The 21,135-nt window shown below is 42.4% G+C and carries 17 protein-coding genes; 4 read left to right on the forward strand and 13 right to left on the reverse strand.

Features of this window, described 5'->3' with window-relative positions:
* Both pdhA and JOC33_RS09040 read right to left on the reverse strand, forming a co-directional pair.
* Entirely contained in the window at nucleotides 1–1,083 is a 1,083-nt protein-coding gene (gene pdhA / locus JOC33_RS09035) for a pyruvate dehydrogenase (acetyl-transferring) E1 component subunit alpha (protein WP_275576979.1), read from the reverse strand.
* A gap of 680 nt (nucleotides 1,084–1,763) precedes the next feature.
* Nucleotides 1,764–2,507, reverse strand: coding sequence for a YkyA family protein (locus JOC33_RS09040; protein ID WP_338054490.1), 744 nt, complete (start codon nucleotides 2,505–2,507; stop codon nucleotides 1,764–1,766).
* A gap of 207 nt (nucleotides 2,508–2,714) precedes the next feature.
* On the opposite strand from JOC33_RS09040, the gene def reads away from it, so the two are divergent.
* Nucleotides 2,715–3,269: a peptide deformylase gene (gene def, locus JOC33_RS09045; RefSeq protein ID WP_205092163.1), complete on the forward strand. Its 555-nt coding sequence runs from the start codon at nucleotides 2,715–2,717 to the stop codon at nucleotides 3,267–3,269.
* A 736-nt stretch (nucleotides 3,270–4,005) separates the two neighbouring features.
* Here the strand turns inward: def and JOC33_RS09050 are convergent.
* Nucleotides 4,006–4,782: a Cof-type HAD-IIB family hydrolase gene (locus tag JOC33_RS09050; RefSeq protein ID WP_205092164.1), complete on the reverse strand. Its 777-nt coding sequence runs from the start codon at nucleotides 4,780–4,782 to the stop codon at nucleotides 4,006–4,008.
* Between the two features lie 553 nt (nucleotides 4,783–5,335).
* On the opposite strand from JOC33_RS09050, the gene JOC33_RS09055 reads away from it, so the two are divergent.
* Together JOC33_RS09055 and rnjA are read left to right on the forward strand one after the other, a co-directional pair.
* Complete coding sequence (locus JOC33_RS09055; protein ID WP_205092165.1) at nucleotides 5,336–5,545, forward strand: DNA-dependent RNA polymerase subunit epsilon; 210 nt, start codon at nucleotides 5,336–5,338, stop codon at nucleotides 5,543–5,545.
* A gap of 2 nt (nucleotides 5,546–5,547) precedes the next feature.
* Nucleotides 5,548–7,215, forward strand: a complete 1,668-nt coding sequence (gene rnjA / locus JOC33_RS09060; RefSeq protein ID WP_205092166.1) for a ribonuclease J1 — start codon at nucleotides 5,548–5,550, stop codon at nucleotides 7,213–7,215.
* Nucleotides 7,216–7,384: 169 nt separating this feature from the next.
* Here the strand turns inward: rnjA and JOC33_RS09065 are convergent, their stop codons facing one another.
* The 9 genes from JOC33_RS09065 to JOC33_RS09105 all read right to left on the reverse strand — a co-directional run bounded on the left by JOC33_RS09065 (nucleotide 7,385) and on the right by JOC33_RS09105 (nucleotide 18,129).
* Nucleotides 7,385–9,109: a pyruvate oxidase gene (locus tag JOC33_RS09065; protein WP_205092167.1), complete on the reverse strand. Its 1,725-nt coding sequence runs from the start codon at nucleotides 9,107–9,109 to the stop codon at nucleotides 7,385–7,387.
* 161 nt (nucleotides 9,110–9,270) lie between these two features.
* Complete coding sequence (locus JOC33_RS09070) at nucleotides 9,271–9,939, reverse strand: potassium channel family protein (RefSeq protein ID WP_205092168.1); 669 nt, start codon at nucleotides 9,937–9,939, stop codon at nucleotides 9,271–9,273.
* An 82-nt stretch (nucleotides 9,940–10,021) separates the two neighbouring features.
* Nucleotides 10,022–11,035, reverse strand: a complete 1,014-nt coding sequence (locus tag JOC33_RS09075; protein WP_205092169.1) for a cytochrome d ubiquinol oxidase subunit II — start codon at nucleotides 11,033–11,035, stop codon at nucleotides 10,022–10,024.
* Nucleotides 11,035–12,393, reverse strand: coding sequence for a cytochrome ubiquinol oxidase subunit I (locus JOC33_RS09080; protein WP_205092170.1), 1,359 nt, complete (start codon nucleotides 12,391–12,393; stop codon nucleotides 11,035–11,037). The genes JOC33_RS09075 and JOC33_RS09080 overlap by 1 nt, the downstream gene beginning before the upstream one ends.
* 320 nt (nucleotides 12,394–12,713) lie before the next feature.
* Nucleotides 12,714–14,546 carry an ABC transporter ATP-binding protein gene (locus JOC33_RS09085; RefSeq protein WP_205092171.1) on the reverse strand — a complete coding sequence of 611 codons (1,833 nt, stop codon included), beginning with the start codon at nucleotides 14,544–14,546 and terminating at the stop codon, nucleotides 12,714–12,716.
* Nucleotides 14,547–14,563: 17 nt separating this feature from the next.
* On the reverse strand, nucleotides 14,564–16,318 hold the full coding sequence (locus tag JOC33_RS09090) for an ABC transporter ATP-binding protein (protein ID WP_205092172.1): 1,755 nt from the start codon (nucleotides 16,316–16,318) through the stop codon (nucleotides 14,564–14,566).
* A 196-nt stretch (nucleotides 16,319–16,514) separates the two neighbouring features.
* The gene (locus tag JOC33_RS09095) at nucleotides 16,515–16,688 is read right to left on the reverse strand and encodes a hypothetical protein (RefSeq protein ID WP_205092173.1); all 174 of its coding nucleotides are present in this window, start codon (nucleotides 16,686–16,688) and stop codon (nucleotides 16,515–16,517) included.
* Between the two features lie 353 nt (nucleotides 16,689–17,041).
* Complete coding sequence (locus JOC33_RS09100; protein ID WP_205092174.1) at nucleotides 17,042–17,491, reverse strand: redoxin domain-containing protein; 450 nt, start codon at nucleotides 17,489–17,491, stop codon at nucleotides 17,042–17,044.
* Nucleotides 17,492–17,586: 95 nt separating this feature from the next.
* Nucleotides 17,587–18,129, reverse strand: coding sequence for a peroxiredoxin (locus JOC33_RS09105; RefSeq protein ID WP_205092175.1), 543 nt, complete (start codon nucleotides 18,127–18,129; stop codon nucleotides 17,587–17,589).
* A gap of 336 nt (nucleotides 18,130–18,465) precedes the next feature.
* On the opposite strand from JOC33_RS09105, the gene JOC33_RS09110 reads away from it, so the two are divergent.
* Nucleotides 18,466–19,311 carry a mechanosensitive ion channel family protein gene (locus JOC33_RS09110; RefSeq protein WP_205092176.1) on the forward strand — a complete coding sequence of 282 codons (846 nt, stop codon included), beginning with the start codon at nucleotides 18,466–18,468 and terminating at the stop codon, nucleotides 19,309–19,311.
* Nucleotides 19,312–19,652: 341 nt separating this feature from the next.
* On the opposite strand, the gene JOC33_RS09115 is transcribed toward JOC33_RS09110, so the two are convergent.
* Nucleotides 19,653–20,933, reverse strand: coding sequence for a hemolysin family protein (locus tag JOC33_RS09115; RefSeq protein WP_205092177.1), 1,281 nt, complete (start codon nucleotides 20,931–20,933; stop codon nucleotides 19,653–19,655).
* Nucleotides 20,934–21,135 lie beyond the last annotated feature (202 nt).

The following is a 21,135-nucleotide window of genomic DNA, read 5'->3' on the forward strand; positions in this document are numbered from 1 at the left end:
TTATTTCGACTCCTTTTCCTGATATTCTTCCCGTTGTTCTTTCAAGAAGGCAGGAAGTTCTTCGTACATGATATCCATCAAGTCAGTGACCTTCTGCTTCGGCTGTTCGTCTGCTTTTTTGATGGCAGCTTTGACTTCTTCTTTAGCCTTGTCGATCACTTCGTTTTCCTCTTCTTCAGACCATAGTCCTTTGTTTTCAAGGAAAGTACGGAAGCGGACGATCGGATCCTTCGCCTCCCATTCGTTATCAGTTTCTTCTGTACGGTAGCGAGTCGGGTCGTCACCTGCCATCGTATGAGGACCATAACGATAAGTCATTGTTTCGATCAATGTCGGTCCGTCGCCACTGATTGCACGTTCACGAGCTTCTTTTGTGGCAGCATAAACAGCAAGCACGTCCATTCCATCAACCTGAATGCCTTCAATACCAGCAGCAACTGCTTTCTGAGCGATTGTTCTTGCTGCAGATTGTTGTTCTACCGGTACAGAAATAGCGAATTGGTTGTTCTGTACGACAAAGATGGTTTGCGCTCCAAAGGCACCAGCAAAGTTAATCCCTTCATAGAAATCACCCTGCGAAGCACCGCCATCACCTGTATAAGTAATTGCAACTGCTTCCTGGCCGCGTTTCTTATAGCCTAGGCCTACGCCGGCAGCCTGAGTAATTTGAGCACCGATGATGATTTGCGGGCTGACCGCATTCACGCCTTCTGGCATCTGGTTACCATGGAAGTGTCCACGGGAGAACAAGAATGCCTGGTAAAGTGGCAGTCCGTGCCAGATCAATTGTGGTACATCACGATATCCCGGAAGAATAAAATCTTCTTTCTCCAATGCAAAATGACTTCCCAGCTGAGATGCTTCCTGTCCTGCTGTAGGAGCATAGAATCCCAAGCGTCCTTGTCTATTAAGTGCAATGGAACGCTGATCCAAAATTCGTGTGTATACCATGCGGCGCATGATTTCTTTCAGATCTTCATCTGAAAGGTCAGGCATGGCATCTTCGTTGACTACTTCGCCTTTTTCGTTCAAAATCTGAAACATTTCGAACTGACTTTCAATGTTTTCAAGTATGCGTTTCAAAGTGAGTCACCTCTTCCTTCCTTATAAAAAAATAGTTACTTACAATAGCTTTCCCAAAAGCTTAGAAATTCTGTACCTATTTGCTCTTATTCTTTTTACCCTGTAGCGTTTTATATTAATCATTGTGGCTAAACCGCCTAAACTGTTACATTGAAAAAGGAAATTGCAATGGTACAATTTATGTTCTTTCTGTAGTTTAGCTTAATTTCATACAGGTCGTCAAACACTTTGTGTTACTTTATCAATGAATACAGTGGGTGCCAGCTCAATGAAACAGTCCGGAAGCACGGGTGGTGCACATACTGTTTCAATTGAATTTCAAAACTGTATTATAAGAAATTGTACAATCGAATCGCTTGCCGGCGGATAATTGTCTCCAAAAGCCCAGACCATCAAAGTCACTATCTTATGATCTAAACAAACTGCAATTATTATGTTGATTCTCTTGAACCGCTTGTCGAAGGCTTTAGGCCGCGGGCACAGTCTAAAGCCTTCTTGGTTAAAAAGGTCACTTGGCCAGTTGGTTCTTCGGCTCATGCTGTTCCCACTAGCCTCAGAAGTAACCAATCTAGAAAGACAAAACGGTCTGTATGGATTTAAATCCATACAGACCGTTTTTTAAATATTTCCTTCCATAGATCATCAGGTTTTTAAGTAGCCTCCCTATTTTAAGGGGGATTTTAGTTCTTATTTTCTGAAGTGTTGCCTTCTTTCTCGTTTGTACTATCAGAATCGGATTGTTCTGCTTCGCCGTTATTCTGTTCCTCATACTCCACATTTAAACCTGCAGCCTTATAAAATTCCTTTTTTAACTGGTTGTAAGTGTTCGTATGTTCATTAAATTTCTTGTTAGCTTCAATCACTTTACTATAACTTTGATTTACTTTTTCAATGTGCTTCTGCAGTTCTTCCTGAGTCAAATCTTTCTGCTGCAGCATCTTGTACAATTCCTTATCGAGCTTGATGGCTTCCTGGTAACTTTTAAAAAGCTCATCATAAGCTTCATATCGTTTAATCATCGTGTCGTAAAGCTTCTGAGCGATTTCTTTAGCTTTTGCCTGTTCTTCTCCAAGTTCATCAATCAGCGGTTTTATTTTTTCAAACTCTTCCTGTGCTGCTTCAATGCTTTCTTTTTCGAGCTTAAGTTTTTCCTGTCTTTTCTCGACTAATTCCATAGCCTGTTGGGATAACTTCTTGATTTGGTCGAACTCTTCCATACTCAAATCAATAATCTTATTATATAATTCCTGTTCTTGCTTCTCTAATTCTACAATTGGCTGCTGCTGGTTACGAAATTCCTCTTCCAGTTCGACTGCCTTCTCCAGATGATTATAAATTTGCACCTCGGCAGCTGGACTGTTGCTGCAGCCTGCCATTGCGATAAAGATAATCAAAAACGGTATGAATACCTTCCTTACATGCACGTGGTTTCCTCCTTAAACATTACAACTATGTAACTTTTTCATCATATTTCCAATACTATAATAAATAATTTTAAATTGAAAGCACATTTTATTTCAATTATTTTACGAACCCCCTATAAAGACTATGGGCCGTTCGCTCCCAAAAATGGTTTTATGTGTTAAACTATATGGAGAAATTTGCACATAGAGAGAAAGGGTGTTAAGAAATTGATTACGATGAATGATATCATTCGTGAAGGGGATCCAATTTTACGGGAAGTCGCCACAGAAGTACCTATGCCACCTTCAGAAGAAGATCGAAATACATTAAATGAAATGCTGCAATATTTAAAGAACAGCCAGGATGATACCATCTGTGAGAAATACGGACTCAGGCCAGGTGTCGGCCTTGCAGCTCCACAGATCGGTCTTACTAAGCGTATGCTTGCTGTCCATTTCACCGATTTTAACGATAAGTTGTACAGTTATGGATTATTTAATCCGAAAATAGTCAGTCATTCTGTGGAAAAGGCATATTTGACGAGTGGCGAAGGCTGTCTTTCTGTGGACCGTGAAGTTCCTGGATATGTACCACGATACGCACGGGTTACTATTAAGGGGACTGACCTGGAGGGAAATGAAGTGAAATTACGGCTGAGAGATTTTGCAGCCATCGTTTTCCAGCACGAGGTTGATCATTTGAATGGAATCATGTTCTACGATCACATTGACCAGGATAATCCATTCAAAGAGCCAGAGAACGCTAAACCTGTTGACCGTTGACTAACAAAAGCGGAAGCGCCTTGCTCACCCCCGACCAGCTTAAGCCAAGACTCGCCGTGACGTTCTTTGCCACAGAGAGGTTCGGCTTAAGACCTCCAGGGGGCCATCTATTTTTATAATATCCTGATATCAAAAAACACTCTCCTCCACCTTGCTTGAAAAGGAGAGTGTTTTTTATATTCAGAAAGACTGCCTTCAAAAAAATGTTTGTATGAAGTTTTATGTCCATGCAGACCGTTTTGACTTTAACGTTGAGGGATTCCATGCCTCTATTTCTTCATAAGTTTACCCTCTGTTTTCACATAAGCCGGTCCCTCGTAGTGACTTAAATTCATGGATAATTGACGGTCTAATATCGAATCCCGCTTATATAGTGATCTTATTGTACAAGAAAAAAGAGTGGATTCCTTATCAAAGAAAATCACTCTTTTTATATTGGGCACTTTTAAAGTATTATAATGCCATACTGTACTGTTATATCATGGTTGATTCCAGAATCAGCGAGAGGTGGTGACGCCTGCGGGAACAGCACGAGCCGAAGATCCATTTGATCAAGCGGTCTTCATGACCAAGTTAGCTGAGACCGTGCCCGCGGCAAGCCTCCGCCGGCAAGCGTTTCGTGAGAATCAGCAACAAGATTTCACCAGTCCTTTGGGTTATATAAAACTTTTTTTAGTGGCCGCCTGCAAGGCATGTGACTTTTAATATGGTCTTTTTCATCTTCTATCATCAAGGGTTATTTTAACAACCCTACCTCATAAATGGCTTTGACAAGCCCTCCCTCATCGACATCTTCGGTAATATGATCAGCAGCGGCTTTTGTTTCCGGCAGTGCATTACCCATGGCCACAGACGTACCAACCAACTCCATCATTTCGATATCATTCGGGCCATCACCAAAAGCGTAGGCATCTTCCGTCTCGAGTCCGGCAGCTTGGATGAGTGCTTTGATTCCTTCCGCTTTTGAACCTCCCCCCGGAAGTACATCGCAAGCTAACGGATGCCAACGGATAAAATCAAAACCATTATGCTCTCCGCGATAGGAATTAATTATATCTCCTTCACAGAATAACAAAGATTGATAAATTTCATTATCCTGATAAAAGTCCTTATCAATTGCCGGGTAGTCAAAATGCAGACTGCCAAGACTTTCAGCAATATGACGATGATTCGGTTCTGTCGCTTTCATCTTCTTATTATTCATAAAGACCATCGGATGTCCGCTTTCCTGAGCCTTTTCGTACAAGAACTGAAGCTTCTCAGTTGATAGAGGATTCTTGTAGACAACCTCCCCTTCAAACACGACATATTGACCGTTGAAGCTGATAAAGGAGTCAATCCCGAGGGTTCTCCTGATATCTTCGAACATGAACGGCGCTCTGCCAGTCGCGATGGCACAATAAACGTCATTTTTCTGTAGGTCTTTGATAGCCTGGATGGTTTCCACAGGCAGTTCCTTATTGTGATTTAATAAAGTGCCGTCAATATCAAAAAATGCGATTTTTTTACCCATGCTTCCTCAACCTCCATCACGTTAATCCTTGAAGTATAGTTCATTCTCATTTTGTCAAACATGTAATAGTATGATTTCGAACACACACATTTGGCAATAATAAGCATTATAAACCATTCAAATTAAAAACATGAATAAACCTTAGCATGACTTGAACAGAATGAGAAGGGATACGCCGTTAACTTTTAAGTATGCTTTAATAGGGATGCCTTCTATACAGATTAGTGAAAATATCGTGTTTTGGTGGTTCTTTGTTTCAATATTAGCTCAACAGTATTATACTAAGAGTAATAGGGATAGGATCGGTTTTACGTTTTTGGCTGTTTTCTTCATCTGAAAGGAGATGGGCACCATGCTCAAACGCTTAAGAAGGAAGCTGAGAAAACGTTGGAAAGATTTTTGGAAACGAAGAAAGTTAGCCTGACGCGGTATTCTCCTAATGGCTGGAGAAGATGCAAATTATTTTATTATTACCATCCGATAAAAAAACGTGCTATCATTGATGCTAGGACAAGAATGTGGAAATAACTAGTAGTTAGGAGAGATATTAGTAATGATATTTAAGGTATTATACCAGGAGCTTCCTCACGAAGTTCCTGTACGAGAGCGTACAAAATCGCTGTACGTCGAAGCAGAAACAGAGCGAAGAGTACGGGAAAAGCTCTCCGATCGTGGAATCAACATCGAATTTATTCAAGTGCTGGATGAGGAACACTTGAATTATGAAAAACAGTCAGAAGACTTTGAATTGGAGAATGTCTGAACATGAAATTTGTAAAAAATGACCAAACCGCTGTTTTTGCACTAGGCGGATTGGGTGAAATCGGTAAAAATACGTACGGTGTCCAGTTTCAGGATGAAATCATTCTGATTGATGCCGGAATTAAATTCCCAGAAGACGAACTTCTCGGAATCGATTACGTCATTCCCGATTACACCTACCTGGTGCAGAACCAAGATAAAATAAAAGGACTGTTCATTACCCATGGACACGAAGACCACATCGGAGGCATTCCTTATCTATTGCGTGAAATCAATGTGCCTATTTATGCTGGTAAATTAGCGATCGGACTCATCAAAAATAAACTGGACGAACACGGACTGCTTCGGAATGCAAAGTTGAACACCATTCAAGAGGATGATGTGATTAAATTCCGTAAGACTGCCGTAACTTTTTTCCGCACGACACACAGTATTCCTGACTCCTATGGTATCGTCGTCAAAACACCGCCAGGAAACGTCGTCCATACGGGGGATTTCAAGTTTGACTTCACTCCTGTAGGCGAGCCTGCGAATTTGGCGAAAATGGCAGAAATCGGGAGCGAAGGTGTTTTAGCCTTATTATCGGATAGTACAAACAGTGAGGTGCCTGGCTTTACCAAATCAGAGCGCGTAGTTGGCCAAAGTATCCAGGACATCTTCAGCCGCGTCAATGGCAGGTTGATTTTTGCTACATTCGCATCGAATATTCACCGTTTACAGCAAGTTGTCGAGGCAGCTGTCAAACATAATCGTAAAGTAGCAGTATTCGGCCGCAGTATGGAATCATCAATGAGGATTGGACAAGAACTGGGCTATATACAGGCACCCAAGGATACATTCATTGATGCGCATCAGATTAACCGTCTGCCGGCACACGAAGTGACAATACTTTGCACCGGCTCGCAAGGTGAACCGATGGCCGCCCTATCCCGGATTGCTAACGGTACACACCGTCAAATTCAAACTATGCCAGGAGACACTGTCGTTTTCTCTTCTTCACCGATCCCGGGGAATACCATCAGTGTATCAAGGACAATCAACATGCTTTATCGGAATGGAGCGGATGTCATTCATGGTCCATTAAATGACATTCACACCTCCGGTCACGGCAGTCAGGAAGAAATGAAGCTGATGCTTCGGTTAATTCAGCCTAAGTACTTCATGCCTATTCACGGGGAATATCGCATGCTCAAAGAACACACCAAGATTGCGCAGGAATGTAATTTAGATCCCAGCGACTGCTTTGTGATGGATAATGGTGATGTCCTTGCATTAGGAAAAGACAATGCGATGATCGCCGGCAAAATCCCATCCGGTTCTGTCTATGTAGATGGAAGTGGTATTGGCGATATCGGTAATATCGTATTACGTGACCGTCGAATCCTTTCCGAAGAAGGACTTGTTATTGTGGTCGTAAGCATTAACATGAAAGAATTCAAGATTGCATCTGGTCCTGACATCATTTCCCGCGGATTTGTTTATATGCGTGAATCCGAAGACTTGATCAAAGAGGCACAGAAGCTAGTCGCCTCCCACGTGGAAAAAGTGATGGAACGACGTACTACACAATGGTCTGAAATTAAAAATGAGATCACTGATACGATCGCCCCATTCCTATTTGACAAAACCAAACGACGTCCAATGATTTTACCGATCATTATGGAAGTCTGATTTTAAAAAATAAGGGCTGTCTCCAATGTCTAACTTAGACTTCTGGAGATAGCCCTTTTTGAGTTGTCCGGGAGTTAAAGGTATCTTCTTTTCATTTGCATCGGTTCTTATGATGAAAAAATAGCTCGGAGTATTTTTATATTCTCCGAGCTACTCATGCTTTTTTCTGTTATTTTGATAAACGGCGGAGTGATTTTCTCATGTCTGGAAGATTTACTTCACCGCTTTCGAAAAACTCTTTGATCAGATATTTGCTATAGCTGATTGCCTGTTCGTAACCGATATGGCCAGGAAGTGGTGCCTGCGATTCAACCGCGACATCAATGATCGCTGGTTTATCTGACAGGAACGCCTGCTTTAAGCTTACATCCAGGTCTTCATGTTTTTCGACGCGATAACCTTCACCTCCGCAAGCTTCCGCGAATTTGGCAAAGTCCATTTCTCCAAGCTCCGTCTGATAATCGAGATGTCCCATTTCCTGCTGTTCGAATTTGATCATACCGATGGAACTATTGTTCAGAATAATTACTTTGATTGGCAGGTCGTATTTGACGGCTGTTACAAAATCCTGGGAAACCATGGTAAAACCGCCATCTCCACAGACAGCCACCACTTGCCTGTCGGGATATGCTATCTGACTGGCGATAGCCCCGGGCAGTCCGCAGCCCATTGTTGCCAAATATCCTGAAATTAAAAAGTCCTGCTGTAATAATGGGAGAAACCTAGTCACCCAGACGGTAACGTTTCCGACATCACAGGAAATAATGGCATCTTTTTTCATAACCTGCTCAAGATGGTGCATCACTTGTGGGGCTTGTAAAGGATTTTCTTCACTCCTCTTTTCTTCCTGTAAGTGCACACGCCACTGGTGCATCTCGTCCTGGCAGTTTTTCAGGTAAGCATCATTACTCTTTTCTGTTAAATGGGAAGTCAGGTATTGTAAGGTTTCTTTTGCATCCCCTGCCAGTCCGGTTGTTATCGGATAGATTTTCCCTAAGTTTTCTGGTTTGTTATCAATCTGGATCGCATTTGCATCATCAGGAAGGAAGTCCCGATAAGGGAACTGTGTTCCGATCAGGATTAGCAAATCCGTTTCCTTCATTGCTTTGTATGCAGGTTTCGTTCCGATTTGGCCATGCTGCCCCAGGCAATATGGGTGGTTATCTGGAAGAACCCCTTTCCCCAGCAGACTTAATATCACTGGGGCCTTCATATGCTCCGCAAAAGCAATCAGTTCCTTCGAGGCATGTTTTGCTCCTTTTCCTGCAAGTATCAGCGGTTTTTCGGCCTGTTCAAGAAGTTCTCTGGCATCTTCCAGTGCATTTTCAGCAGGGAAAATTTCCGGCTTATAGTATTCGCCTGAAACCAGGCGTTGCCCGAGCTTTTGTTTTTTCGCAAATAAATCATCAGGCACTATCAGAACCGCTACACCTTTTTTCGCGTATGCTTCTTTTATCGCCTGGTCAAGCATATCAGGCAGCTGGACTTCGGTTTCTGCCCGTCTGTTGTAAACAGCCACATCGTCAAATAAACGCTCCAGGTTAATCTCCTGAAACGCATCCGTGCCGACAGCTTCGCTCTGTACCTGCCCAACAATAGCCAAAACTGGTGCATTATCTGCCTTGGCGTCATAAAGACCGTTCAGCAGGTGTACGGCTCCTGGACCGGCTATCGATAAGCAGACACCAAGTTTTCCAGTAAGCTTTGCATAGGATGAAGCCGCGAGGGCACCTACTTCTTCATGACGGATTTGGATAAATCTTATTTCATCTTCGTGTTTTCTGAGATCATCGACAAATTCATTGATGGAATCACCTGGCATACCGTATAAGTGGTCTACTCCCCATTCCCTAAGTATATTGGTCATGATTTCCCCTGTACGTTGTTCTGCCATAACAATCATCCTTTCCCTACTGGCAATATTTCAATTTTTCAACATAGTTTTGTATTACCTTTTTCAGGGAGGAGGAAACATGAGGCGTTAATAGGCTTTTTAAGCTGAAACTTTGACGTACAACAAAAAAACTAGCAGGAAGCTATGCCTCCGGCTAGTTATTAATCTTCCTCTACTACGAGGTTCTTTTCGAATCTGGAGATATCTTTATCAGCACCTATGACAATCAGCACGTCATTTTCATGAATCACTTCCGTTGCCCGCGGGGACACAAAAATTTCTTTTCCGCGTTTGATGGCTACCACGTTACAGCCGTACTGGGCGCGGATATCCAGGTCTACAAGGGTTTTATCCCTCATTTTCGCACCTGCTTTCACCTCCACGACACTATGGTCGTCAGAAAGCTCGATATAGTCAAGGATGTTGTTGGAAATGATATTATGGGCTATACGTTTTCCCATATCCCGTTCCGGGTGGACGACATGGTCGGCACCGATTTTGCTTAAAATTTTCTCGTGGTAGTCATTTTGCGCTTTGACTGTTATCTTTTTTACACCGAGTTCTTCCAGCATCAAAGTCGTCAACAGGCTTGCCTGAATGTTATCCCCAATGGCGACGATGACATGATCAATATTACGGATGCCGAGTTCACGCAGCACCGTTTCGTCAGTCGAATCGGCAATCACTGCATGAGAAGCAATTTCTTTATATTCGTTTACTTTATCTTCATCAATGTCGATGGCGAGCACTTCCATCCCTTCACTACTTAGCTCCCGGCAAATGCTGCCACCAAATCGTCCTAAACCGATTACTGCATATTCCTTCTTCATGTCGATCCCCCATTACTGCTTCAGATAGCAGTATTTTACCATACTTTTTCTATGAAAACACATCACGTTGGGAAGCTGCCCATCACTTCTTCCCTTTTATATAGTCTGCGTCGAATAAAAACATGCGCATCAGCATGAACAACGAAGGAAGTAACAGGCAAAGCCCGGCAATAAAGGCAATGACTAAGGCAAGGCCCATAGAATCATTCACTACACCCTCTGAAATCGTAATATAAGGGTATAAGAGATATGGTAAATGGGAAGCTCCATAACCGAAAAATGCGAACAGGAATTGAAGCATGACTGCTATAAATGCCCAACCATAATACTTTCCCTGGTAAATAAAGAATAGCGCGACTAAAAAGAAAGCAACTGAACCTCCAAAGACCCACCAGTATTCCATCATCCGGTTGAAATGAGCTTCATTGTGCTGGCTCATGGCGATGAATGTGGTAAGACTGGCAATGATTGTCGGTGAACTCCAGAACAGTGCGTATTTCCGTATTAACTCGAGGGCGTCCTGATCATCAGCCCGGTAAGCATAAAAAGTGAGGAAACATGCACTGATATAAAGTACGGAAACAATGGCAAGGAAGACAACACTCCACGAGTAAGGACTTGTAAGCAATGCAGTTGTCTCCAAATGAACCCCAGTTTCTGTTTCTTTGATGAATCCCCCTTCAGAAATCGTCAAAGCCGTCGACAAGGCAGCAGGAATCAAAAGCCCTGTAGCACCATAAAGAAATAAATACACATTACTTTCTTTTGAACCATAATTTTCAAATGCGTAAAAAGATCCTCGAATGGCAATAAGAACGATGGCAATACTTCCGGGGATTAACAATGTCTGGCCATAATAATAGGCGGCATCCGGAAAAAAACCGATAAGGCCGACAAAGAAAAAGACAAAAAAGACATTGGTAACTTCCCAAACTGGAGATAAATAGCGGGAAATGAGCTTGTTGATGACATGATCCCGCTTAGTGATTTTAGCGTAATAAGCAAAAAATCCGGCACCAAAATCGATCGATGCAACAATAAGATAACCATAAAGGAATATCCAAAGGACAGTGATTCCGATCATTTCATAGGCCATTAGTGCTCATCCCCTTCCTGCCTGGAGATTTCCGGGTACCTCTGTTCTAGCTCAAGCTCCGCCGGATTGTTTTTGAACAGTTTCCGGAGGACGACCACAACGCCGACACCAAGCACAAAATAAAGAGCAAGGAATAGGACAAACATCCAATCTACATGTGGTGAGGTTGTCGCCCCCTCAGCTACTTTCATATAGCCTCGCAGTATCCACGGCTGACGGCCGACTTCTGCAAATATCCAGCCAAATTCAATGGCAAGCATAGCAAGCGGTCCATTGATGACGATCAGCCATAACAGCCAGCGGTTATATTCGTTCCACTTTTTAAACCTTGCAAGAATAAGGAAAAGCAGCGACACTCCCAGGGAATAAAAGCCGATCATCACCATCAGGTCGAACATGTAATGGATCCAAAGCGGCGGCTGTTCGTCGTCCGGAATTTCTTCGAGACCTGTCACCTTCGCGTCAAATTCCCCTTTTGCCAGGAAACTGAGCACATTCGGTAATCTTATCTCATTTTCAACCTCCATATCCTCAGATAAGGTTCCAAAGACGATTAAATCAGCACCTTTTTCGGTTTCAAAATGCCACTCACCTGCCGCCAGTTTTTCCGGTTGATGTTCAGCAAGAAATTTTGCCGATAAATCACCTGCAACCGCAGTCAGCAAAGCAAAGATGAAAATCGATCCAACAGTCAGCTTCAATGCTTTCTTATGATAATCCGAACCTTTCTTTTTAAGTATATAGAAAGCGGTTATTGCAGCAAGCACAGCTGCGGAAGTCAAATAAGCTGTTGACAGGACATGGAACACTTTCGTAGGGGTAGCCGGATTGAACATCGCATCAATCGGATCAATCGAGGTCAAAGTCCTTCCTTCCAGCTCAAAACCTTGCGGCGTATTCATAAACGCGTTAACTGTCGTTATGAAAAAAGCAGACATACTTGCTCCAATCACTACCGGAATAGACAGGAGCCAGTGGTACAAGGGTTTCCTGAACCGGTCCCATGTATATAAATAGGCACCAAGAAATATCGCTTCAAAGAAAAATGCGAAAGTTTCGAGAAACAATGGCAGGCTGATGACGTTTCCAGCAACCTGCATAAAGCTTGGCCACAGCAAAGATAACTGTAAACCGATAGCTGTACCTGTCACGACTCCGACAGCAACGGTAATGACGAACCCTCTTGTCCAACGCCTTGCCAATAAGATATAGTGTGGGTCTTTCTTTTTGATTCCCATGAATTCTGCAATCGAAATCATCAACGGGACACCCACCCCAATAGTTGCAAAAATGATATGGAAAGTAAGTGTCAATGACGTAAGCAATCTGCTCATTATCACGCTATCGTATTCAAACATTCGTAAAACCCCCAACAATTCCATATTCTGAAATATCGCTTCATACGAAAACGCTGATACAGTCTGGCAAAGCTTGATAGTCAATTTCTATGAAAGTTCCTATCGGCTTTTCGCCTTAATCAAACAGTAAATTATTGAAAATGCACATATAGTTATGTTTTTACTAAATTTCCTCTATCAAACCTAAAATTACATATGGGTGAATTTAAATTGTATGTGAATACTTTCACAATTATAACTTTCTTTCATTGTAAAATACTTATCCTGGTGAAGCAATTAAAAACTCTCTATCCTTTAACAGGACAGAGAGTTAGCTTATCTTATATCGCATCGAGCATCTGGAATTGTGTTTTAACAAGGTCAAAATACTCGCCTTTTTTATCCATCAATTCCTCATGACTTCCTTGTTCAAGGATACGTCCATGCTCGAGTACGATGATATTATCAGCTTCACGGATGGTGGAAAGTCTGTGCGCGATGATGATCGCCGTTCTTCCTTTCAACAGCTTACGTAAAGCATTTTGGATTTTCACTTCTGTTTCTGTATCAATACTTGCTGTTGCTTCATCGAGAATAAGGATACGGGGATTTGCTAAAAGCGCCCGTGCAAAGGATAATAGCTGTCTTTCGCCTGCAGACAGCACATTTCCCCGTTCTTCCACTTCTGTTTGATACCCGTTTGATAGACGTTTAATAAAATCATCTGCGCCGACTACTTTTGCTGCTTCCATTACTTCATCATCGGTAGCATCCGGACGACCGAAGCGAATGTTCTCCATGATCGTTCCTGAAAAAATGAATGTATCCTGCAAAACCACGCTAATCTGCTGCCGCACGCTTTCAATGGTGAGGTCCCTGAGGTCATGGCCATCTATTTTGACAGAACCTTTGGTTGGATCATAGAAGCGGCTGATGAGATTGGCTATCGTCGATTTTCCTGAACCGGTATGGCCGACAAGAGCAACGGTCTGCCCCTGCTTCATTTCAAGGGAAATTTCATGTAACGCAGTCCGTTTTTCATCATACGAAAACTCGACGCGGTCGAACTCGATACGTCCCTGCATGTCATCAAGACGCTTTGCATCTGATTTCTCTTCCACATTCGGTTCCTCATCGAGGAACTCAAAAATCCTTTCAGAAGCTGCCATCGCCATTAGCAGTTGATTGTACATCTGGCCAAGACGGGAAATCGGTTCCCAGAACATCCCCAGGAAAAAGGCAAAAGATACAAATGTACCTACTTCGATTCCCCCGTTAATGATAAGAATCGCACCGTAGGAAATCAATATTACTGTTCCGACAGCATTACTCATTTCTACAAAAGGGCGGAACATGGCACTTTTTTTGGTGGCATTTCTCCACGCTTCAAAATTTTCCGTATTCACGCCATCAAAGAACTCTGCGTTTTCCCTTTCCTGGGAAAAAGACTGGGTGATTCTAATCCCCTGAAGACTTTCATTCAAATGGGAATTCAGACGAGATTGCTGAATCCTAACTCGCTGCCACGACCGTCGGATATTTCTTCTGAGTTTCGTAGAGATATAAAACATGATCGGCAAAATGACCATGATTGCTAGTGCCAGTTTCGGGCTGAGCACGAACAGGATGACGACAATTCCAACAAGAGTGACGACGTCCATTAAGAGGTTGATGATCCCGTTTGTAAATAGCTCCTGCAGCGAGTTGATATCGTTCATGATCCGAACGAGGATAGACCCCGCTGATCTGGAATCAAAAAAACGATGGGATAGCCGCTGCACATGAGAAAACAGATGTTTCCGAATATCATAGATAACATTTTGACCGAGAATGTTTACCCACTTAATTCGGAACACATTTCCCAAATAACTGAAAAGATATAATATGGCAATCCCGACTACCAACTGGATTAATAACGGGATATTCCCATCTGTAATTGCCACGTCAATTGCAACTTTACCGATCAGGATCGGAACGACGAGTCGGATGATTGTTGAAACCAGCATCGCAATAATAGCTGCAGGCAGCAATCTTTTGGAATAAGGCTTCAAATATTGCAGCAGGCGAACCATCTGCTCCCAGTTGAATGGTTTTTCAATCGCCTGGTCCTGGGTGTATTGGAATCGGTTCAAATGCTTGTTCTGACGCTTTTCCACCTTAGCTTTTTTGGCCAATGGGCTTCCCTCCCTTATTAGAGATTTGATGAATTGAGAATTTTTTCTTTGTCCTGATATTGGATATCATATATCCGCTGGTATGGACCGCCATTCGACAGTAAGTAATCATGAGTACCGCGTTCTTTAACACTGCCATCTTCCAGCACAAGAATTTCATCGGCATGCTTCAAGGAGGAAATACGATGGGCAATGATGAATGTCGTCCTTCCGTGCATGACTTCCTTCAAAGCTTTTTGGATTTCAAATTCCGTCTCCATATCTACCGCGGATGTAGCATCGTCCAAAACTAAAATGCTCGGATCGATCAGGATAGCTCTGGCAATCGCTATCCGCTGTTTCTGTCCGCCCGAAAGTCCCATACCGCGCTCTCCAAGGAGGGTATCATAGCCGTCAGGCATTTCAAGGATGAACTCATGGGCCTGAGCCCGTTTCGCTGCATCGATGATTTCCTCCATGGATGCATCTGGATTACCATAGGCGATATTTTCTTTAATAGTTGTTGAAAATAAGAAGGACTCCTGGAGGACAAACCCGATATTTCTGCGCAAAGTTTTCAACGCGTATTGATCGACCGGTCTTCCATCGACCAGCACTTCCCCTTCCTCCGGTTCATAAAAGCGGGTGATCAGCTGGGTGATGCTTGTTTTTCCAGACCCGGTCGCTCCAATCAGACCAATCACCTTTCCTGGAGGCGCATCGAAGGTGATGTTTTTCAATGCAGAGTCGTCATCTTTTGTGTACGTAAGAGTGACATTATTAAATGTTACATGGCCATCCAGACGTTGATTTGTGATCGGATCGTCTACTTCCTGGATATCTTCTTTTGCTTCTAAAATTTCCAAAAGACGTTCCCCAGATGCCTTGGACTGAGAAAATAAATTTATGACAAATCCAAGGTTCATCAATGGTCCAAGAATGTACCAGACGAGGCTGAAAAAAGCGACAAGCTCCCCTAAAGCTAACTGATTATTGACAACCAGGTACCCTCCATAGGCTAATAAAGCTACTACAGAGACATTACCGACAAACTCCATTAAAGGAAAATACTTCGCCCAAATGTTGGCTGTCGTAATATAATTCTGTCGGTAGTTATCATTCCTATTGGAAAACCGGCCAATCTCAAATCCTTCCCTCGACAGGGATTTGACTGTATTCATTCCACTGATATTTTCCTGAACGCGTGTATTCAGCTTCCCAAACGATTTCCTGATACTGCGGAACGCCGGGTGAACCTTCCTGTCGAACTGATAGACAACAATGGCAAGGAACGGCATCGCCGCCATCGTAACAAGGGCAAGTGGAACAGAATAATAGAACATGACACTCAAGCTGATTAAAATCAAGGTTGTAATGCGTACCATTTCAGAAAAACCGAAAGATAGGAAGAAACGGAAACCTTCTACATCAGCTGTCAGACGTGACATGATATCTCCCGTTTTGGCATTGTCATAATACTTAAATGGGAGACGCTGCAATTTTTTATACAGCTCATCCCTCAGCTTATACACAGAAGTGATTCCGAACAAATCACCGAGGTATTGATGGAAATAAGTCGCAAATCCTTTTATAAGCATCAGCATAATAAATGCACCGGCAAGATAAGGAATCATGCTGTACCTTTCCTGTGCCACAACATCATCAATCGTTTTCTGGAGGATTACTGGATAAACTACTGTTATCGCAGTGACCAACATTAAGAAGACAAGTGAGCTCAGAAGAAATTTCTTATATGGCCAATAAAACTCCTTAAGTTTTTTAAAGGTTTCCATTGTCTCCCTCCTTAATCTAATTTTAACGTAATTATAAATATATCGGGTTCCGAAATAAATATCTACCCTTTTGCATCATTTTTTCAAAAAATTATGAAAGCAGTAGTATTGCTTCGAGATAAGGGGTTTTTAAGAATTTAGATACCTGTACACTCTCAATCGGCAAGCCTGTTTTACTATACGAACGCTAACTTATTCAGCCAGGTGCTGAATTATTACTTGGCCATCCATTTATGTAATAAAAGTAAATGCTTTGAACTGAATTGTCGCCTGCGTTTATATTTACGTCGTCCAAGAATTCTTTACCTGCTTCCGCTGATTTCTTCCGCCCGTCCGCGGATGCTTCCACTGATTTTATCCACTCATTCATGAGCCGTTCACCGTTCAGAAACGCACAGTATTATTCCCCCAACTAATATAGACTTTGCTGGTGTTCTTCCCCAGATTAGTTGCCCTTATACTTCCCACCTTAAAATTTTCCCGGCGTCGATGTACTTCCCTGAAAATTTTATAGACGAACTGTAGTATTAGGAAGACTTTGCTGGCGTTCTTTGCCGGCTTAGTCGCCCTTATACTTCCCACCTTAAAATTTTCTCAGCGCCGATGTACTTCCCTGAAAATTTTATAGACGAACTGTAGTATATTCATCGGATAAAAAAAAGATTCTTTCATAATAGAAAACGAAAAAACCATCAGTGCTGTACTGATGGTTTTTATTTTTCACTATTTTTCTGTAGCACCAAGGACACGATTGACACGCTTACGAAGCATCTTCATGCCGCCACCGCCTGCCTGGAAATGGCGAAGGTTTCCTTCTGCATCGAATACATAATAGGCCGGTACATATTGATTCTCGAAAGCATCCGTCAGAGCATGCTTGTTATCAACGAAAATTGGCTGAGTAATACCATGTTCTTCTGCGACTTCTTTAATTTTATCAAGATCCAGGTCTTTTTCCGAGCGAGGCATATGAACGGCAACAACATTCAATTCATCTTTGTATTCATCCCGGAATTCATTTACATTGGGCATTGCTTCCTTACAGAGACCGCAGCTGACGGACCAGAAATGGATGAGTGTCGGCTTGTCACCTACGAGATCACTTTTTGACAATTCACCGTTCAGCCACTCAGTCGCGCCTTGCAGTTCTGGCATTGGTTCTCTTAAACGCATTATATTTCCTCCTTTATAAATAGAAAAGGTTCGATACAAAAGGGCCTAACGTGATGTTAGACCCTTTCCTTCTATCTTGTCCTGATTATGCTTAATTATAGAGTCTCTTGACCAGGCTTCCAGTTAGCTGGGCAAAGACCGCCAGTTTGAAGTGCTTGAAGCACGCGTAGTGTTTCGTCCACATCACGGCCAATGTTGTTATGGTTTACAACTTGGTACATTAGTTCACCTTCAGGGCTGATGATGAACAAGCCGCGAAGTGCTACACCTTCATCTTCAATTAATACGCCGTAGTCTTTCGCTACCTGGTGGTTGGTGTCAGCAGCTAGAGAGTAAGCTAGATCACCTAGTCCGTTTTCGTCGCGGGAAGTATTGATCCATGCCAAGTGAGTATGAATGGTATCTGTAGAAACACCCACAACTTCTGCATCCAGGTCTTCGAATTCATCAAAGCGGTCAGAAAGCGCTGTGATTTCAGTTGGACATACAAAAGTGAAGTCCATTGGATAGAAGAAAAGTACTGTCCATTTGTCGTTCTTCATGTTTTCTTCTAGAGATACTTTACCGAATTCTTTGTTCGGCAGCACCGCGTCCATTTCAAAGCGTGGTGCTTGTTTTGCTACCATACGTTCTGCCATGAAAAATCCCTCCAAAAATTGATTAAAATATTTACAACTACAGTTGTCAATCTCGGTTACTATTATAACGAGCTTGTTTTTTAAAGTCAATATTAAATGATAATTAATTTAATCTAGACGCAAAACCTTTAAAATCAAAGCCCGCTTCTATAATATAACCTTCACACATTCTCATTAAACAATAACGTCTAGATAAAGTAAAATGATATGTTTCATGATTCCCTAACATAGGACATTTTAAAGAAATTCTTCGTTTCAGCACCTTATAATTTGATAGTATTTGACAAAATCCGCTATGGTTAGTAAAGAAATAGTGGTAGAAAGGAGAAAAGTTACATGAATTTATTTGAAGAAGGGTTTACCTTCAATGCAGCGGAATTGAGCGAAATTGTCATATCTGTTGCACTTAAGATTGGCTTATTGATTCTTGTTTTTGCAATTATCGCGCCCATCGGAAAGAAAGCGATCCAAGGTGCGATTAATAAAATCAGTAAAAGCCGGAAGCTTCCGGAGTCAAGGACATTGACACTGAGCAGGTTGAGCGTAAACATATTTTCTTATGTATTAATGTTTGTGTTTTCTGTCATGCTTCTTGAAATGCTCGGCATTCCAATTGGACCGCTGCTAGCCGGAGCAGGGATTGTCGGACTTGCCATTGGCTTTGGTGCTCAAGGTTTGGTCAGTGATATTGTCACTGGATTTTTCATCCTGATTGAACGCCAAGTAGATGTCGGGGATTATGTCACGACTGCAGGATATGATGGGGTAGTTGAAGAGGTCGGTCTACGCACCACCAAACTCCGGGGCTTCAACGGAACTCTCCATTATATACCCAATAGGGAAATTTCCGGGGTCAGCAATCATTCTCGTGGAAATATGCAGGCAATCGTTGATATCGGTATTGCCTATGATGAAAACATCGATCAGGCCATTACCATCCTCCAACGTGTCTGTGAGGATTTTGAGGCGAATGATGAGCGGATGAGAGAAGGACCAAGCGTGCTTGGTGTCCAGGCGCTCGGTTCATCGGATATTGTACTGCGTGTTCTTGGTAAAACAGAAAACATGGAACAATGGGGTGTAGAACGAGATTTGAAAAAAGCAATGAAAGAAGCGCTTGACGAAGCAGGTATTGAAATTCCGTTCCCTCACCAGGTAAATATCACTAAAAAGGATGCTTGATTCTTTTTACAAATCCTTTTAAGTTACAAAACCCTCACGGAACAGATTGCGGCCACTGAAAAACTGAAGTTTATAAAAAAGGTCTGTATGGAGTTCTATGTCCATACAGACTTTTTTGTCTTTGATGTTGATAGATGACCCTTTAGAGTGGTCTTCCTCCAGCGCCTACGTCCTCGAAGGAGTTTAACTTTCAATGTTTAATGTATAAGAAAATGAACTTTTTAGATTATGCTAGTAGTTTGTAAACGGTTATATCCTAATGATTCCCCGATGAGCGGTAGGTGGTGACGCCTGCGAAGGACTCTCTCAATGGAATCGAGCAGATTCCGTGAAAGTTTTCGTTATACCCATACTTCTACTTTTTTAATTTGGCCATCATCCATATCGACTACCTTGAAGTTGTAGCCATGCTGAACCACAATCGTTCCTTCCTCAGCATCGATTTCATTGGTATAAATGAAACCGGCGATTGTATCATAGTCTTCATTATCCAAATTAATATTGAAATATTCGTTGATATCCTGTATGGATACTTTCCCTTCGACAAGGAAGTGACCATTTTTCAGACGCTTGATGGCACGTTCTTCTTCCTGGTCAAATTCATCACGAATTTCCCCGACGATTTCTTCAATGATATCTTCAATAGTCACAATGCCGGAAGTGCCCCCATACTCATCAATCAACACTGCTAAATGTGTACGTTCCTTCTGCATTCTTACGAGCAAATCATGGATTGGAATATTTTCAAATACTTTGACGACAGGACGGATAAACGGCTCAATGCTCTCCAGCTCATCAAAATCATTATAAAAAAGTTCCTTCATATGAATTACACCAAGTACGTGGTCCTTGTCATCATCGATAACCGGATAGCGTGTATAGCGTTCATGATGGATGAAACGTTTGATAGAATTAATTGAGTCATTGATATCAATAACTGAAACTTCTGTCCTTGGAATCATGATCTCCTTTGCTGTACGGTTATCAAATTCAAAAATTCTGTCCACATACCGGAATTCGGAACGGTTGATTTCTCCTTGCTCATAGCTTTGTGACAGAATATAGCGCAGTTCTTCCTCGGAATGTACTTCATCGGATTCCCTGACAGTTTGGAAACCGAGCATCCGTACAAGTATATTTGCTGATCCGTTCAAAAGCCAAATGAGTGGGTACATCATTTTACTATATAATATGAGCGGTCGGGACAATGCCAGCGTAATGCCTTCTGCCTTCTGGATGGCAAGTGTTTTTGGAGCAAGTTCTCCGAGTACCACATGAAGAAAAGTGATAATAAAAAAGGCAAGCCCGAAAGAAATGGCATGACTGACCGCTTCAGGTAAATCGAATTGATGCAGCACAGGACGTAGCAGCACTTCAAGAGTCGGCTCCCCAAGCCAGCCGAGTCCTAATGCAGTTATCGTGATACCCAGCTGGCAAGCGGACAGATAATAATCCAGGTTATTGGAAAGCCGCAGTACATTTTCCGCTTTTCTATCCCCTTCTGCAGCCCGTGATTCCATTTTTGACTTCCTCACTTTGACAATCGCAAATTCACTGGCGACAAAAAATGCCGTCAATATAATCAGAATAGCGACCGCCAATAGCTTCAGCGTGACTTCCATCCAATCTCTCCTCTTAAAAAAACAGCTATGTACAGGAGCGAAATACCGCTCCTTGTTTCTTGTTTAGCAAATGATGTGGATAGACTTCTACAGCGGGCTATACTTGGCTCCAGCGTCTACCCCCTCGTGGTCTTAAGCCCATCCTCTCTGTGACAAAAATCGTCACGGCGAGGCTTGGCTTAAGCTGGTCGGGGGGACCAAG

Source organism: Thalassobacillus pellis, from assembly GCF_016908295.1.
Lineage (GTDB): Bacteria > Bacillota > Bacilli > Bacillales > Halobacillaceae > Thalassobacillus > Thalassobacillus pellis.